General features: G+C 54.4%; 16 protein-coding genes and 3 pseudogenes. 5 read left to right on the top strand and 14 right to left on the bottom strand.

Annotated elements, in window-relative coordinates:
* Positions 1 to 87: 87 nt before the first annotated feature.
* The 3 genes and pseudogenes from ACQ86N_RS41315 to ACQ86N_RS41325 all read right to left on the bottom strand — a co-directional run bounded on the left by ACQ86N_RS41315 (position 88) and on the right by ACQ86N_RS41325 (position 1917).
* Positions 88 to 1009 (bottom strand): annotated as a pseudogene (locus ACQ86N_RS41315) (NAD(P)-dependent oxidoreductase).
* A gap of 37 nt (positions 1010 to 1046) precedes the next feature.
* Complete coding sequence (locus tag ACQ86N_RS41320; RefSeq protein ID WP_431212135.1) at positions 1047 to 1439, bottom strand: ribosomal RNA small subunit methyltransferase A; 393 nt, start codon at positions 1437 to 1439, stop codon at positions 1047 to 1049.
* A gap of 1 nt (position 1440) precedes the next feature.
* Positions 1441 to 1917: a hypothetical protein gene (locus ACQ86N_RS41325; protein ID WP_431212136.1), complete on the bottom strand. Its 477-nt coding sequence runs from the start codon at positions 1915 to 1917 to the stop codon at positions 1441 to 1443.
* A 183-nt stretch (positions 1918 to 2100) separates the two neighbouring features.
* Here ACQ86N_RS41325 and pdxA point away from each other — a divergent pair.
* Positions 2101 to 3110 (top strand): annotated as a pseudogene (gene pdxA / locus ACQ86N_RS41330) (4-hydroxythreonine-4-phosphate dehydrogenase PdxA).
* Positions 3111 to 3171: 61 nt separating this feature from the next.
* Here pdxA and ACQ86N_RS41335 read toward each other — a convergent pair.
* The 4 genes and pseudogenes from ACQ86N_RS41335 to ACQ86N_RS41350 all read right to left on the bottom strand — a co-directional run bounded on the left by ACQ86N_RS41335 (position 3172) and on the right by ACQ86N_RS41350 (position 6859).
* Positions 3172 to 4130 (bottom strand): annotated as a pseudogene (locus ACQ86N_RS41335) (DUF2278 family protein).
* A gap of 239 nt (positions 4131 to 4369) precedes the next feature.
* A complete protein-coding gene (locus ACQ86N_RS41340; RefSeq protein ID WP_431212137.1) occupies positions 4370 to 5065 on the bottom strand; it encodes a LolA family protein in 696 nt (231 codons plus the stop codon).
* Positions 5062 to 5943: an ABC transporter permease gene (locus ACQ86N_RS41345; RefSeq protein ID WP_431212138.1), complete on the bottom strand. Its 882-nt coding sequence runs from the start codon at positions 5941 to 5943 to the stop codon at positions 5062 to 5064. Before ACQ86N_RS41345 ends, ACQ86N_RS41340 begins: the two co-directional genes overlap by 4 nt.
* The gene (locus ACQ86N_RS41350) at positions 5921 to 6859 is read right to left on the bottom strand and encodes an ABC transporter ATP-binding protein (protein ID WP_431212139.1); all 939 of its coding nucleotides are present in this window, start codon (positions 6857 to 6859) and stop codon (positions 5921 to 5923) included. The genes ACQ86N_RS41345 and ACQ86N_RS41350 overlap by 23 nt, the downstream gene beginning before the upstream one ends.
* 270 nt (positions 6860 to 7129) lie before the next feature.
* On the opposite strand from ACQ86N_RS41350, the gene ACQ86N_RS41355 reads away from it, so the two are divergent.
* From ACQ86N_RS41355 to ACQ86N_RS41365, 3 genes are read left to right on the top strand one after another with little or no spacing between them, the layout of a single operon-like run.
* Positions 7130 to 7345 (top strand): hypothetical protein, encoded by a 216-nt coding sequence (locus tag ACQ86N_RS41355; protein ID WP_431212140.1) that lies wholly within the window; start codon positions 7130 to 7132, stop codon positions 7343 to 7345.
* Between the two features lie 13 nt (positions 7346 to 7358).
* Complete coding sequence (locus tag ACQ86N_RS41360) at positions 7359 to 7943, top strand: Ig-like domain-containing protein (RefSeq protein WP_431212141.1); 585 nt, start codon at positions 7359 to 7361, stop codon at positions 7941 to 7943.
* Positions 7852 to 8559 (top strand): hypothetical protein, encoded by a 708-nt coding sequence (locus tag ACQ86N_RS41365; RefSeq protein WP_431212142.1) that lies wholly within the window; start codon positions 7852 to 7854, stop codon positions 8557 to 8559. The genes ACQ86N_RS41360 and ACQ86N_RS41365 overlap by 92 nt, the downstream gene beginning before the upstream one ends.
* A gap of 81 nt (positions 8560 to 8640) precedes the next feature.
* Here the strand turns inward: ACQ86N_RS41365 and ACQ86N_RS41370 are convergent, their stop codons facing one another.
* The 6 genes from ACQ86N_RS41370 to ACQ86N_RS41395 all read right to left on the bottom strand — a co-directional run bounded on the left by ACQ86N_RS41370 (position 8641) and on the right by ACQ86N_RS41395 (position 13065).
* On the bottom strand, positions 8641 to 9468 hold the full coding sequence (locus ACQ86N_RS41370; protein WP_431212143.1) for a winged helix-turn-helix domain-containing protein: 828 nt from the start codon (positions 9466 to 9468) through the stop codon (positions 8641 to 8643).
* A gap of 18 nt (positions 9469 to 9486) precedes the next feature.
* Positions 9487 to 10089 (bottom strand): hypothetical protein, encoded by a 603-nt coding sequence (locus tag ACQ86N_RS41375; protein ID WP_431212144.1) that lies wholly within the window; start codon positions 10087 to 10089, stop codon positions 9487 to 9489.
* Positions 10090 to 10190: 101 nt separating this feature from the next.
* Complete coding sequence (locus ACQ86N_RS41380; protein ID WP_431212145.1) at positions 10191 to 10751, bottom strand: hypothetical protein; 561 nt, start codon at positions 10749 to 10751, stop codon at positions 10191 to 10193.
* A gap of 96 nt (positions 10752 to 10847) precedes the next feature.
* A complete protein-coding gene (locus ACQ86N_RS41385; protein WP_431212146.1) occupies positions 10848 to 11882 on the bottom strand; it encodes a TonB-dependent receptor plug domain-containing protein in 1035 nt (344 codons plus the stop codon).
* Positions 11813 to 12469, bottom strand: coding sequence for a hypothetical protein (locus ACQ86N_RS41390; protein ID WP_431212147.1), 657 nt, complete (start codon positions 12467 to 12469; stop codon positions 11813 to 11815). The genes ACQ86N_RS41385 and ACQ86N_RS41390 overlap by 70 nt, the downstream gene beginning before the upstream one ends.
* 254 nt (positions 12470 to 12723) lie before the next feature.
* Positions 12724 to 13065 (bottom strand): carboxypeptidase-like regulatory domain-containing protein, encoded by a 342-nt coding sequence (locus ACQ86N_RS41395; protein ID WP_431212148.1) that lies wholly within the window; start codon positions 13063 to 13065, stop codon positions 12724 to 12726.
* Between the two features lie 148 nt (positions 13066 to 13213).
* On the opposite strand from ACQ86N_RS41395, the gene ACQ86N_RS41400 reads away from it, so the two are divergent.
* Positions 13214 to 13573, top strand: coding sequence for a hypothetical protein (locus ACQ86N_RS41400; protein WP_431212149.1), 360 nt, complete (start codon positions 13214 to 13216; stop codon positions 13571 to 13573).
* 429 nt (positions 13574 to 14002) lie between these two features.
* On the opposite strand, the gene ACQ86N_RS41405 is transcribed toward ACQ86N_RS41400, so the two are convergent.
* Complete coding sequence (locus tag ACQ86N_RS41405) at positions 14003 to 14476, bottom strand: hypothetical protein (protein WP_431212150.1); 474 nt, start codon at positions 14474 to 14476, stop codon at positions 14003 to 14005.
* Between the last annotated feature and the right edge of the window lie 16 nt (positions 14477 to 14492).

Consider the following 14492-nt stretch of genomic DNA (forward strand, 5'->3'; position numbering starts at 1 on the left):
GTATTACTCGTCCACAACAGAAAAAATACAACGCCCCGGAGAATATCCAAGGCATTGCACTATTACTGCAAAAATACGGAAATTGGCCTAAATACCCAGTTTTTCCAGGGTGACCCGGGCCATTTTCAAAAAGGCCTCGTGGGTATAGCCTGCAATATGGGGGGTAATGAGGACGTCCGGACGAGCCAGCAGCCAGTCCAGCTGCTGCCGCTGTGGTTCGGTATAGGTTTCGAGCTTCTCGTTTTCCAGCACGTCAAGAGCGGCGCCGGCGATCTTACCTTTTTCCAGCGCCTGGATGAGCGCCGCGGTATCATGGACCTTCCCCTCGACGCATTGATGAACCAGGGTTTCCGCTCCAGGGAATTAAAGAATTGGTCCCCAGCCATATGAAAGGTCTCATCGGTCAGCGGAACGTGAAAGCTGATGACGTCGGCGTAGCGCGCCAGCTGCTCGAGTGAAGCCTCCCGGACATAGTCCCGGGCAAAGCCGAATTTATATTTGTCGTAGGCGAGGACCGTGACGTCAAACGCCGCCAGAAGTCTGGCAAAAGCCCCCCTGCGTTACCGAATCCGACAATCCCGATCGTCTTACCCGAGAGCTCTGTACCCCGGTTGGCGTCCCTGATCCACTTACCCTCTTTGACCTCAAGGCTGCTGGTCACTATCTTATTCATCAGCGCCAGCAGCATGCCCAGCGCGTGTTCTCCCACCGCATTGCGGTTGCCCTCGGGGCTGCTGACGCAGCGGATACCCCTGGCTTCTGCATAGACTGTATCGATCAACTCCATTCCGCTGCCCAGACGTCCGATCCATTTCAGGCCCGCCGCCCGGTCGATCATGGCCTGGTCGATCTTCAGCCGCGTCGTTACGATCAGGCCCTCCACTCCTTCGACCACCGCCAGCAATTCATCATAGCTGATCTGGGGTGCGTATTCTACAGTGTACCCCTTTTCCGTTAGCGTCTGAGTCAAATATTCGTGGACTTTTGCTGTTACAATGACTTTTCTCATCCTTCTTATTATTGGTTAATTGGTCTCATCTTCCATGTCAGCCGGACAAAATCGTCGATCGACAGCTGCTCGGCGCGCTTATTAAAAAGGGGTCCTGCAGGGCTTCCGCTTCGAAAAGAGGTTTTACGGCGTTGCGGAGTGTCTTTCTGCGCTGGTTAAACGCTCTTTTGACAAGCAGGAAAAAACTTTTCTCGTCCCGGAAGTCGGGCGCTTTCTTGGGCACGAGCCGGATGACCGCGCTTTTGACCTTTGGCGGAGGGTTGAAACACTGTTCGTGTACTTCAAAAAGGTATTCGACGTCGAAAAATGCCTGGATCAGGACGCTCAGGACCCCATAGACCTTATTCCCCGACGGGGCGGCCACGCGCTGCGCGACTTCCTTCTGGAACATGCCGATCATGGTCACGAGGTCGTCCTTCCAGTCCAGCATCTTAAAAAAGGATCTGGGTGGAGATATTATAGGGAAAATTGCCGATCACGGTGAATCTGCCCGTGAACGGTTTGTCCAGGTCGAGTATACTGGCGTGGATGAGTTTGCCTTTGAGGGCAGGATAGTTGGCTTCCGGTAGCGGACCTTCTCGTCGTCGAGCTCGACGGCCCTGAAATCGACACCTTGCAGCTCCAGCAGGTATTTTGTGAGGGCTCCCGCGCCGGGTCCGACTTCCGAGGAGTTGGTGGATGGACTCCCTATTGGGGATTGACGTCGGGAATGGTGAACCACCGGGTTTGTCTCCTGTGGATGTCGGAAGTGAACCGTCGGATTTACTCCCGGTAGATGAGGGCTGTGAACCACCGGGTTTGTCCATCCCCGGGGCCGACAGTGAGTGACGGAGGGCGTCCACGATCTTACGGGAGATATTCTCGTCCCGCAGAAAGTGCTGGCCCGGGGATTTTTTCAGCGTATACATGGGGTGCAAAATTACAAATAATCATAGACTTGGCTTTCCCGAATAATCGTACATTTACCCTTGAAAATTAAGCGCATGAGCAATCCTCAACATAAGCCAGTGATTGGTATTTCGGTCGGTGACCTGAATGGTATCGGTACGGAGCTGATCATAAAAACGTTCTCGGACCACCGCCTGCTGGAGATGTGTACCCCACTGATATTTGCCAGTAACAAGCTGATCAATTTCTACCGGAAATCGACCCCAGAGATAAATTTCAACTATCAAAGCACCAAGGACTTCGGTCGTATAGCCCCCAAACAGATCAATATTTTCAACTGCTGGGAGGAAGAACTCGCTATCGTTCCCGGCCAGCTGACCGATATCGGCGGTTCCTATGCCGTAAAGTCGCTGACCATGGCGGTCGAAGCTCTGCGGGATAAAAAGATACACGGGCTCGTAACGGCGCCCATCAACAAGAAAAATACGCAGTCTTCCTCCTTCGACTTCACCGGACATACCCCGTATCTGAAACACGCGTTCAATGTGAACGACGTGCTGATGCTGATGGTATCGGAAAATTTCAGGGTGGGACTCGTCACAGAACACGTGCCGGTAAAGGATATTGCCCGATATATCACCCGGGAAGCCATCCTGTCCAAGTTGAATATCATGCGCGACAGCCTGGTTAGGGATTTTGGTATCGACAAGCCCCGGATAGCCGTCCTCGGCCTGAACCCCCACGCCGGGGACGAAGGGCTGATCGGAAAAGAAGAGGAAGAGATCATCAAGCCGGCCATCAAGGACGCCAAACACCAAATGCTGGTATTCGGGCCCTACAGCGCCGACGCCTTTTTGCCCGTAACTACCAGTCACGGTTCGATGGCGTGCTGGCGATGTACCACGATCAGGGTCTCATCCCCTTCAAGTCGCTCGCCAGCGGAGAAGGCGTCAACTACACCGCCGGCCTGCCGATGGTGCGGACCTCGCCCGACCACGGAACGGCGTTCGATATCGCCGGAAAGAACAAGGCCGATCACAGTAGTTTTATTGCCTCCATCTATACCTGTCTCGATATCATCCGCAACAGACAGGAGTATGACGAGAACCGCCAAAATCCGTTGAAGAAAATGGGGGCTCTCGTACTCGCGAATGCCGTAGACGAGAAGATCGACGAATCGGGTCGGTCCACGCGAAGGGATCTTACATTTTAGTTATCGGTTTCCGGAGGGACCGGATTTAACGCCGCCTGCCGGGCGGACCGTTAAAATTGTATCACCACGCCCTGTTGGCTGGCCTGAGCCTTTGTATAGGAGACGCCACTGACTTTTGTTCCGTTGTTATCCAGCAGTGTAATGATGCCGCCGTCGTTGGACAGTTGGGCTCCCGAGCCGGTGAGCGTTTGGACGAGCGGTGCGCCTGCGGCGATGGTGCCGCTGAGTGTCTCTTTTTCCCGCGCTTGTCCACGATCGTCCAGCCTTCCAGATCGATATCGGAGTCTGTGATATTCAACAGGTATACCGCCTCGTGGCGGGTGTCGTCGCTTTTTGGATTGACGAGGGCCGCGAAAATGGTGACGCTACCGGTTGTTGTGGGGGTGCCGCCGGACATGGTGCCGCCGGTTGAGCCACCGGTACCGGTTGAACCACTGGTTGAGCCGCCGCCTGTGGGGGCGCCACTCACGACCTGTGACTGGAATTTGAGGAACATCGCGACCCAGCGTTTTTCGTCGGGGAAATAGATAAGCAGACCGCCATCGGTGTAAACGCCGTTCTCGTAGCTGAACTTACCCGAGTTGCCCTGGTTCATATGCATGTTATGAACGCCGTTGCCCGGTGTAAAGTCGAAAAATGCGTCGGCTTTGGTCTCGGGGCCCCATTTGCTGCCGAAGGCATAGATCAGCGCGCCTTTTGTTGCGATGGCCTTCGCCACATATACGTCGAAGATATCGTTGAGGTCGTTGTTCGACCCACTCTCCGTGGCAGGCAGCACCCTCAACTGGCTAAAATCAAAAGATTCCCACGGGCATAGTCAAGCGCCGCAGTAGTGGACACACTGCCCGGAGTGAGGTTCGTCGGGAAACTCGTAAAACCCTCCGGCAGTTTGCCGACCGCATCGAGGATGGGGTGTTTGTAGTCGTCGTCCAGATAGAACTGCAGGTCGGGCGGGTTGTCGTCGGACTTGACGTTAACCGCCAGCCGGTATTTCTCACCGTCCGCCTCTACAAGGATCATATAGTGTGGGTCGCCCCCGCCTTTTTTTGTGCGTCGGGGCTGTCCAGTTTGTCGATTGCTGTGCCGACCAGGGCACCATAGCCAGAGATTGCCATATATAGTTGGTTTAATGGTCCTGAAAGTTCCGCAAACCGAACAGACCCACCAACCCCGCAAAGTGGTATTTATAGAAAATTAATATGGGGGCGTCCCGCCGAAGAGACGGGAGCCGCGGGGTGAGGTTGCGCCGGCCGCAATGCTTATTGAAATACGGAGTCCGATACGCCCTTGTTGATGATGTACGATGAATAGCGAATTTCCACACTTCCTTTGGCTCCGCCCGCAGGTGGGGTTTTTGCGGAGCCGTCGTCGTAGTCGAAAGTGATGCCCTTGGGAAGTTTGTAGTTTTTTGTATTGAACGAAAAAACGACCCTGTCGGGAAGGGCGTTGGCGATATATTTCCCGTAGGTCATCTCTACCTCATACGTGCCGTTCTCGCGTGTCGTGGTCCTCGCCTTCAGGATCAGCAGGCGCGACTCGTCGATATAGAGGGTCGACAATACCAGATCGGCGTTGTCGTCCTTCGGAAGCAGCTTGACGACCTTTACGGTTTGTCCGCCTGCGGTGTCTTTTCCGGCGTCCAGTACGGTATAGTCACCGCGCAGCAGGTTGTTAAGGCTGATCGTGACCGCGCCGCGGGGGACGAGGGAGATGCCTTTGTCGTTGCGGATCTTTAGCCGGTCGGGGCGTTTGAAATAGACTGTCACCTGGGCTTCGGGTACTTTGAGGAAGGGCACGTTTGTTTTCATGGCGCCCGTGGCCGTGGTAGTCGTTGATCTGGTCGAGGCGGGCGCGGACCTTTTAAGGAGGGCATCCGGCGACTGTGCCTGCGCGGGGGACTGTGCCCGTGTCGGGGTCTGCGTGAGGATGAACAAACAGAGGAGAAGATATTTCATGAGAGTATGTCTTTTTTCTTGAAGCTGACGATCGCAGCCGTTACAAAACCCAAAATATACAGCAGCAGGATGCCCAGGCTCCGCAGGATGGCGGGCAGGTTCTCGACCGAGCCGGGAATAGCGGCGCCCTGTCCGTCGGACTGGGAATAGAAGAATCCTTTCCATGCCAGCATATGGGAAGTGAAGAGCCATGGTTTGACGGTATTATCGTAGAGGGGTATGCGCATTTCCGACAGGATGGTGAGTACGATGACGATGCTGATGGTGCTGACGATGGGCCCGATGGAGTTGTCGGCGAAGACAGAGAGCAGAAAGGCCAGCGCCGCGACCGTGCTGAGCGCGACGGTCGCATAGCCAAAGGCGGCAATATAGCGCCAGAGCACGTCGGAGCTCCGTATCTGTTCCATGACCGTGTTTCTGGCGATCATCATGTCGTTGGTACCGAAGAGCAGCATGCTAAGGAACAGCGAGAGTACGGCCATCCAGACGAGGAGGGCGACGGTATAGACGACCGAAGCAAAGAATTTTACCAGCAGAAGGCGCGTGCGGCTGACCGGGCGGATGGCCAGCAGCCGCAGCGTTCCCATATTGGCTTCTCCTGCGATGATGTCTCCGGCCACGAGCGCCACCAGCAGCGGCACCTGAATGAGCAGCGTGTTCAGGATCACAAATGCGACCAGATAGCCATTCATGATCATGTTATAGGGAATGAAAAAGGAGTCGGACAGGCTGCTCATCATCAGTTCGAGATAGGACCTGCCGTCGAACTTGAGACCCAGCTGGATGATCAGGATCATCGCTGCTATCGCCCCAAACGGTATATAGGTTCTAGGCCGGCGAAAGATCTTGAATAGCTCAATCCGTAAAAGCGTCCACATGCTGATTCGCCGTTGTAAGGGTTAAGAAATAGTCTTCAAGAGAATGCCGTGGCTGGATGGCCAGCACCCGGACGCCCATCTCTACCAGATCGCGGGTCAGGGCCGGTATTTCGGACCTGTCCATCTTCAGCAGGAATTTGGCGCCGCGGCGCTCGTTCAGGTGGGTCTTCCACCGCGAGCGGCTTAGTCGTTCGGCTGTATCTGCCGGGTCCGCTGTATCGAGCTCGACGAGGGTCTCTGCGGGATCGAAGAGTTCGTCGACCCGGCCTTCGATGATCTTTTTCCCTTTATCGATGATCAGCATGCGTCCGGCGATGAGCTCCATCTCGCTGAGGAGGTGGGAGGAGACGATGACGGTCTTTTTTCTATGGTGGCTGAGGTGGAGGATCAGGTTGCGGATATCGGCGATGCCCTGGGGGTCGAGGCCGTTGGTGGGCTCGTCGAGGATGACCAGGTCGGGGTCGTGGACGAGTGCGGTGGCGATGCCCAGGCGTTGTTTCATCCCCTGCGAAAGGTCCCTACCTTGCTGTGGGCCCGCTGCGCCAGGCCTCACGAGCTCCAGCTGGTCGAGCAGGAGGCGGCGGTCGGGTCTCAGGCCGCTCATCCGGGCAAAAAGGGAGAGGTTCTCCCAGGCTGTCAGATATTTATAGAGGTCCGGTCTTTCTATAACGGCTCCCACCCGGCGAAGTATCTCCCGGCGGTGGGTTCGAAGGTCCATCCCGAACATCCTGATCTCCCCGGCCGTTGGAGCGATGAGGGTCAGCAGCATCCGGAGAGTGGTTGACTTGCCGGCGCCGTTCTGGCCCAGAAAGCCATATATATCAGCGGGATAGACCGTAAAAGAAAGCCCGTTTACGGCCTCCTGGTCCTTGAAGGTTTTGGTCAGGCCGGTGACCTGGACGATGGGGGAGATCATAATAATTTGGTGTTGCAGCCTTGGGCCGGCGGCACTATTTTACAAGTAAAAAGACCGGATGGTTGGGCAAAAACGGGATTTTTTCGGCGGCGGGCTTGCAAAAACAGATTGTACGTTCTATCTTTGACCCATACCCACCCCGGGTTTTATTTTCAAGCCTACTAGAAGACCACCCCCAAGATCACAATAACCTTTTCGTTGTTTCCGAGTTCCTTCCTTTGAATCACCCCGTGTTTCCATTTAATTAATCACCTTACTGAAATCACAAAGATGAAAAGGAAATTATTCAGGGGCTTACTCACTTCTTCCCTTGCACTCTCTCTGCAGACGCTGCTGGCCGCAGGCCCCAGCGCCGATCTTACCGCCGACAATTTCAACTCCCGTCCCGGCGTAAAGCTTTCCGAAGTAAAAGGTTATCTCCAGTGGCAACTGCTGGTTCTTCTCCGATTTCGACGTCAACCGCAGCGGATGGTCTCCCAATCTTGAAGGGGATGGAGCAATGGTTTCCGGCACCGGCGCCAGCGCCACTGAACGTACCGGCATCTACTCTCCCCTGCTGGATATCGATGCGAGCACTAAGCTCTCCTTTATCTATAGTTTCAACCAGCCTGTTCAGGACCGCCGCTGGATCAAGATCTATGCAGCCGACGGCAACGACAACGCCGTCCTTCTTCTCGATAGTGTCGAGCTGACGGGGTCTTCCGCCGGCCACACTTACAACTACGACAAATCACTGTCAGTATCGACTTCCGGACAGTACAAGCTGTATATCAACTACCAGGGCATCGGCGGAAATACCAGGATCGCCATCGACCAGCTGAAAATCGGCGCCGCTCACCATTATGGGTCCACCTGCAATGTGGCGCCCGTAGCGCTGAAGGACAAATTCGCGGGTACCGCATCACATACCGCGACCGGCAATGTCCTGAGCAATGACTATGACCCCAATCACGAGACGACGGCCTATCTTTTGTCCGAGTCTCCCGACGGCCGTGTCGAGCTGCAGAAAGACGGGCAGTTCGCTTTTACTCCCAAAGAAGGATTTACCGGGAACAGCACCCAGTTCTCTTACAAAGGTCTGTGACAACGGCAGCCCTTCCCTTTGTTCCATCACGACGACTGCCACGATCCGTTTCCCCTCGAAGAGCACGCTGACCAGCTTCGAAGCGATGTATAGCAGAAAAGAAGTAGCGATCAGCTGGGACAAGGCATCTGACAACCACAGTGCGCTGTTCGAGGTCGAACGCAGCCTGGACGGCAGCTATTTCCAGAAAGTCGGCGAGGTCAAGGCCGAAGACGCGACAAAGGCCTACTCTTTTACGGACCGGATGCGCGAGGCTACGCGTAAGAGCGATCTCTATTACCGCCTCCGCCAGATAGACGGCTCCAACCGGGTGACCTATTCCAAGGTCCTGATCGTACGTTCGTACGGCAGCAAGAGCGTGGAAGCGGTAAGCGTAACACCCGACCCCAATGTCAACGATATTCAGGTGAATGTGCAGCTGAAAGAGAAGTCCTTCGTTCTGGTTCGTGTAACCGACGAGAAGGGCAGCGAGATCATCCGTCAGACGGCTATGGGTGAGAACGGTGCAAATAAGTATAATATTGAGGGGACCTCCGGCCTGCAGCCCGGAATGTATCAGCTGGAAGTGATCATCAACAGCAATGAGACGCTGACGATGAAGCTGGCGAAGAGTTGAGTATCGGAATGGTTTATGATATCAGGGGCTGCCCGATGGGGCGGCCCTATTTTTTTATATTCAGATAAGACTGCAGGTCCTTTACGTACTCTTCGAAGGCCTGCACGCCCTGGGTGTGATCTTACAAACTGTCTGCGGATAGTTGTCCTTGAACGTTTTTTCGACGTCGATATAGCCGGCTTCCTTGAGCTTGTTGATCTGCACGCTCAGATTGCCGGCGGTCGACTCCGTCTTTTCCCGCAGATAGGTGAACTCCGCCTCTTTCACCGATATCAGGATCGAGATGACAGCCAGCCTCAGCTGCGAATGTAATATCGGGTTAAGATCTTTGAACATTTTCTTTTGTGCTTTCGCTTTCAGATAACGTTTTCTAAGGATCAGGCCGGGAATGAACCAGGCCAGCTGCGCAGCGGCAGCCATATACAGCATGACGTACGGAAATGCGGCAAATATCGCGCATATAGCAAGCACCCAGCAGGCTATCCCGCCGATGACCATCGGCTTAAAACGGCGTCCGTACCCCACCGTAAAGGTCGGAATGCCATATACGACCATATAGATAGGGGGCTGAAACTGCACGTTGATATAGGCCATGACCCAGGACAGGATGAACATCGATATGCCAAAACTGATCCAGATGCCGCTCATCAGGTCTTCGTCGTGGGACTTGAACCCCCGTGCCTTTTTTCCCGGATGGAGATGACTATCTGGGGAACGACGGCGGCAATAGTCAGGAACCACACGTATTCCAGAGCCGGGCCACCGTAAATAATAGTTGGTGAACGTGACCAGGCTGCAAATCGTGATGATGCTGCCCCACAGGAGTGAGCTGACGCCCGTTTCATAATAGTCCTTGCGTGCGCCGCTGATCATTCTGGATATCAGCTCGAGGCTTTCCTGGCCGGTCATTTCTTTTCCCTGTTGCATCTAGTTGGATTGCTTTAATAATTGTCTTTTATGCGCCGATCTGAGCAGGTATCCCGGAATGATGTAGCTGATCAGTACGGCCGCTGCCATCAGCAGCATATTCGTGTCGGTGTTCACATAGGTAGTGAGTACGGCGAGCCCCCAGCAGGAGACGCCTCCCCAAACCAACGGCGCGAATTTAAGCATGCGACCGGTCAAAAAGCAGCCGATGGAGTATAAAAGAATAAAGATCGTATAACAGTGCTCCCAGTCGCCATTGCGTATGAATATAAAGACCACGAGGGTCTGGGCGATGCCGATACAGATCCAGATGTTCTGCAGGCCTTCATCCAGAAAGGTTCTGACGCGCTGATCTTTTTCCTTCACGCCGTGCAGGATAGATACGATGATCCCGATAAACATGATGTTCCAGGCGGCGGGATGGGCTTCGGTGCGAACGACGGTCTTCAGGAAGAACTGCAGGAGGGCGGCGATAAATACCAGCCATCCCCACAAGAGAAAATAAAAACTCTTGTCTGCGACGGAAGTTTTGGTCCGGTCGATCATCGTCTGGATGACTTTCAGGCTTTCTTCGGGCGAAAACTTTTCTTTATTATTTTCCATGGCTAAACACTGGTTACATTGGGGAAAGGTAACGATCCGGGGTCATAAACCCGGCCCCGGATCGTCAATTCTAATAACAGGTTATTGACACCCGTGGTCCGTTACTGACACTGAGCCAGCATCGCTTCGGCCTCTTTCTGACCCCATGTAGGGTAGAGGGGCTTGGGCTGGGATGCCTTGTAAAGCGCCAGAGACTTCTCGAACAGGGGCTTTGCCTTGTCTTTGCCACCGCCGTACTGGCTAGGCGTACCAAACAGGCTCATACCTTGTAAGTAGTACAGGCGGGGATTGTTGGGGTCAGCTGCGAGGCCTTTCTGCAGGGCGGTGGCGGCGTCTTTGCCATTGGTAGCCCACCGCTCCCGGGGATTTACCAGCATTTGCTGGGTTGCAGACATATTCTCGACCGCATACAGTTCGGAATTCTTCTCGATCGCCTCGGCCTTGGCCAGGTAGGAGTTGATCTTTTGGGAATTGGCATCCTTATCTTTTGTAGCAGGATTCCAGCCGATCCAGGTCTGGGCCAGTGCGGCATAGTAGTAGGGCAGCCACTGGGTCTTCTCTGCGTCGCCTATGCGCTCAAAGGTAGAGGCCAGGCTCTGCAGCTCGGTCGATGGACTTGGCGGAATCGAACAGGGCGATATTCTTTTGCATGGTCTGGACATATTTGTCCGACTGGGCGACTCCCGAAAGGGAGATGAGAAGGGCGAAGAAAAGCAACGTCTTTTGCATAGTTGTAGTTTTTAAGATTGGTTGTATGATTAAAGATTGTTATTGATGGCGTCCTGGCTGCGGTCGATACCCCAGCTGAGGAAGCAGCCGATGAAGTAGAACCGTTTTGCGGGAGGATTGATCTCCTGTTTGTACTGACCGCTGTAAGAGAAATTGTATCCGTATACCTGGTTAGTCCCCAGCACATTGCTCACGCTGGCAAACCACACCACGAAGGTTTTCGCCTTGGGGTTACCTACCGTCGGCACGTATTCGCAGCTAAAATTCAGGCTGTTGTAGTCTTTGGTCTTACCCGTTTCCATCAGGTCGTATTTTCCGCCGTCCTGCCGGATATAGTAGTAGGGGCGGCCCGTGGCATAGCTGTAGGTCAGGTTGAATCCAGACTTTATTTTAGTAAAGAACTTCTTCATGACGAGCGAGGCGGTATGGGTTGCGGCAAAATTGGGGGTCATCTTTTCGGTAAAATTGAGATAGTTCCTCTTCGTATCGAGGTAAGAATAACTGACCCAGTAGTCGAAGTCCTTGATGGTCTTCTTGTCCCTCCAGAACAGTTCGAGGCCTTTGGCGTAGCCGTTGCCGCTGTTGTTGTAGATCGAATAGTAGTAGTTGTTGTAGATGGGTACGGTCTTGATCAGGTCGTCGTATTTCTTATAATAGGCTTCCACTCTGAAGATGCGGTCCTTCGACATCTTCTGGTAGTTGATGATATAGTGGGTAGCCTTTGTGAATCCTATATTGCCGGCGTAGAACAGCTGGCTGTTCTCCGGCTTTTGATAAAAGACGCCGTAGGCAAGGGATACCTGGGCTTCCGGGCCGGTGCGGTAGGCCAGCGATACGCGGGGCGCCAGGTCCGATTTGCTGATCACCGAAGAATGCTCGTACCGAAGTCCCACTTTGGCGGCGAGGGCGTTGGTCAGGTAGATATCCGACTCGACAAAAAGGGAATTGAAGTGGTCGTGAAATTTGATCGTCGTGTCGATGCTGAAATGGGTAGTCATGTATCGCTGGTCGTTAACCGAATACCAGTACTCGGTGCCGAAGCGGATGGCGCTGAGGGCGCCCAATTTTTGTCGAACACCGCCCTTGTCTGGGCCAGTTGTTGTTTCTGGTCCACGTTAAAGGACTTGTTGTTCATCCAGAATACGGAATCGGCGAAGCTGACGGGCTGGTTCTTGAAATCCTGTACGCGCTGACCGATGTTGTCGAGGTTGGTGCTGTATCCGGCGCCGAGGTCCATCTTCCAGCCGTTGTTGAGGTATTCCCTCCAGCTGAGGTTGTTGTACCAGTTGTGGTTGGTCAGGGAGAATGCGTCTTTCATATTGAGGCTGTCCCAGTCCTGGCGGCGGAGGCCGAGGTCGCTGTAGGCAAAGGTGGTGTAGTATTTGATCATCCCGCCGTTCTTCGTGCGGATGCGGAAATTGGCGTCGCCGTTGTGAAACTGCGGCATGTGGAAATAGTCGGGTACCTGTTTGACGGCCTTGAAATAGAGGCCTACGTTGACATAGTTATAGCTGAAGCCATAGGAAGACTTTTTGTCTTTGGCCAGTTGCTGCGTGCCGAGTCCCCAGACGAGCGGCGAGATGGTGGCGTCGACCTCCGACTTTTCCGGCAGGTCGATCGACTCGAGCAATACCACGGAAGACAGGGCCACGGCCGTACAGTGCGGAGTACCCGCCGGTGCTGAAGACGGTCCCCTTGAACAGGAAGGGGAGAACCGGCCCCTTGAGGCGATATCGGGTACGCTGCTGTTGTAGGGGTTGTTGACGAGGGTGCCGTCGATATACTGTTTGGCTTCGTAGCCTGCGCCGCCGCGTACGAACAGTCCTTCCTGCTCGCCTATCTGCTGGGCGCCGGGCAGGGTTTTGAGGGCGGCGGTGATGTCGGCGTTGGAGCCGGCGGTGGTGGCTACGTCGAGTGAGCTGAGGACCGCTCCCTTTTGGCGTCGCCGGCGGTGAAAGAGCCGGCTGTGATGGTTACGGCCTTGAGTTCGCTGAGGGTCTCCTTCATGGTCAGGCGAAGTTCGACCGGTGTACCGGTGAGGGAGATCGGCTGTTCGAGGCTGTTGTATCCGATATTGGTGATGACAAGGGTCATATTGCCCTTCTCCGTGGTTTTGAACCTGAAGTTGCCGAGTGAGTCGGCGGTGCCGCCGTCGTAGGAGTCTTTAATGGTGACGCTGGCGCCCCGGAGGGGTGTCCTTTGCCGTCTTTGACGGACCCACTCACGACTGTCTGGGCCTGAAGCCATCCGGCGATGAGAAGAAAAGCAGTGAATAAGGCGGGTGTTTTCATGACTAGTTTAAAATTGTACAGCTAAGATAAACTGGTTTATTTTATAAATCAAACTAAATTGTAAATTAATTTAGAAAATCCGGCGGAGGCCGGGGTAGATGGCGGTGAACTGCGGGGTTTGGCCGGTGGGTGGCTGGGTGTTGGGTGGCTGGTCGGTGCGTGGCTGGGCGTTGGGTGCGGGTTTGGGGGGATGTTTGGGGAGGGCTGCGGCCGGGAGGGGACTGGGAGCCGGGACGGTGGATGGGGGGGATGGGGGTTGGGTGCGGGTTTGGGGGGATGTTTGGGGAGGGCTGCGGCCGGGAGGGGACTGGGAGCCGGGACGGTGGATGGGGGACCGAAGGCGGCCGGGCCGGGGACGGCTGGCTGGGACGGTGGTCGGGGGACTGAGATGGGGGACAAAAAAAGCCAGGCTTAGAAAAGCCCGGCGGTTGTTGATCGTACCCTTTAAAACTAAAAATTTATAATATCTTCAATGAGACGTCGGTATACCCGGGGGAAACGGACCCATAGGGAACAACGCAGCTCACAATAATCAGATGAATACGGGATTGCCCGAAACAAAAAGTAGTGGAGTCAACTAATTCAAAAAACCACTAACGGAGGATTGGAAATAAAAATTAACGGATTGTTTTTCGGGAGCTTGGAGGGTTTGTCTTGATGACGATGTAAAGATTGCCAAAAGTTTTTAAATCTGCAAGCCTTTAGACCTGATTTTTTGACCGCAGGTATCTAAAATTTTCCGCAGTGGACCGACAGAATCGATGCTGGGGGTTGGTGGAATTTTATTGGGGCCGGTGAGATTTTGAGAGGGGGTTGGCGGAGTGTTGGCGGCGGGCCGATAAAAAGAGGTAACCCGGGTGGATTACCTCTTCGTATTTTTCAATTCCTGATTGTTACTTATACTGCGGCATGAGACTGTTGGCCAGGTCGACCATCTTCTTTACGCCGTCGTCGGGAAGGTTACCCTTCTTGAATTCGGCCAGAACGTCGGACAGTTTGTTCTCCATCTCCATCAGAAAATGTTCTTCGAACTCTTTCACCTTGCGCACGGCCACCTGACGCAGCAGACCCTGGGTACCGAGGTAGATGATCGCAACCTGCTTCTCAACAGGGAACGGGCTGTACTGCGGCTGCTTGAGGATCTCCACGTTGCGGGAGCCCTTGTCGATTACCAGCTTGGTAGCCGCGTCGAGGTCGCCACCGAATTTGGAGAAGGCTTCCATCTCACGGTAGAGGGCCTGGTCGAGCTTGAGGGTACCGGACACCTTCTTCATGGACTTGATCTGTGCGTTACCACCCACGCGGCTAACGGAGATACCTACGTTGATCGCGGGCCGGATACCTGAGTTGAACAGGTTGCCTTCCAAAAGATCTGGCCGTCGG

Source organism: Puia sp. P3, assembly GCF_050632245.1.
Lineage (GTDB): Bacteria > Bacteroidota > Bacteroidia > Chitinophagales > Chitinophagaceae > Puia.

Excerpts from the sequence above, each read along its gene's own strand:
- ACQ86N_RS41320 (WP_431212135.1), bottom strand. The coding sequence starts at position 1,439 with ATGCTGGACTGGAAGGACGACCTCGTGACCATGATCGGCATGTTCCAG.
- ACQ86N_RS41325 (WP_431212136.1), bottom strand. The coding sequence starts at position 1,917 with ATGTATACGCTGAAAAAATCCCCGGGCCAGCACTTTCTGCGGGACGAG.
- ACQ86N_RS41340 (WP_431212137.1), bottom strand. The coding sequence starts at position 5,065 with ATGAAATATCTTCTCCTCTGTTTGTTCATCCTCACGCAGACCCCGACA.
- ACQ86N_RS41345 (WP_431212138.1), bottom strand. The coding sequence starts at position 5,943 with ATGTGGACGCTTTTACGGATTGAGCTATTCAAGATCTTTCGCCGGCCT.
- ACQ86N_RS41350 (WP_431212139.1), bottom strand. The coding sequence starts at position 6,859 with ATGATCTCCCCCATCGTCCAGGTCACCGGCCTGACCAAAACCTTCAAG.
- ACQ86N_RS41355 (WP_431212140.1), top strand. The coding sequence starts at position 7,130 with ATGAAAAGGAAATTATTCAGGGGCTTACTCACTTCTTCCCTTGCACTC.
- ACQ86N_RS41360 (WP_431212141.1), top strand. The coding sequence starts at position 7,359 with ATGGTTTCCGGCACCGGCGCCAGCGCCACTGAACGTACCGGCATCTAC.
- ACQ86N_RS41370 (WP_431212143.1), bottom strand. The coding sequence starts at position 9,468 with ATGACCGGCCAGGAAAGCCTCGAGCTGATATCCAGAATGATCAGCGGC.
- ACQ86N_RS41375 (WP_431212144.1), bottom strand. The coding sequence starts at position 10,089 with ATGGAAAATAATAAAGAAAAGTTTTCGCCCGAAGAAAGCCTGAAAGTC.
- ACQ86N_RS41380 (WP_431212145.1), bottom strand. The coding sequence starts at position 10,751 with ATGTCCAGACCATGCAAAAGAATATCGCCCTGTTCGATTCCGCCAAGT.
- ACQ86N_RS41395 (WP_431212148.1), bottom strand. The coding sequence starts at position 13,065 with ATGGCTTCAGGCCCAGACAGTCGTGAGTGGGTCCGTCAAAGACGGCAA.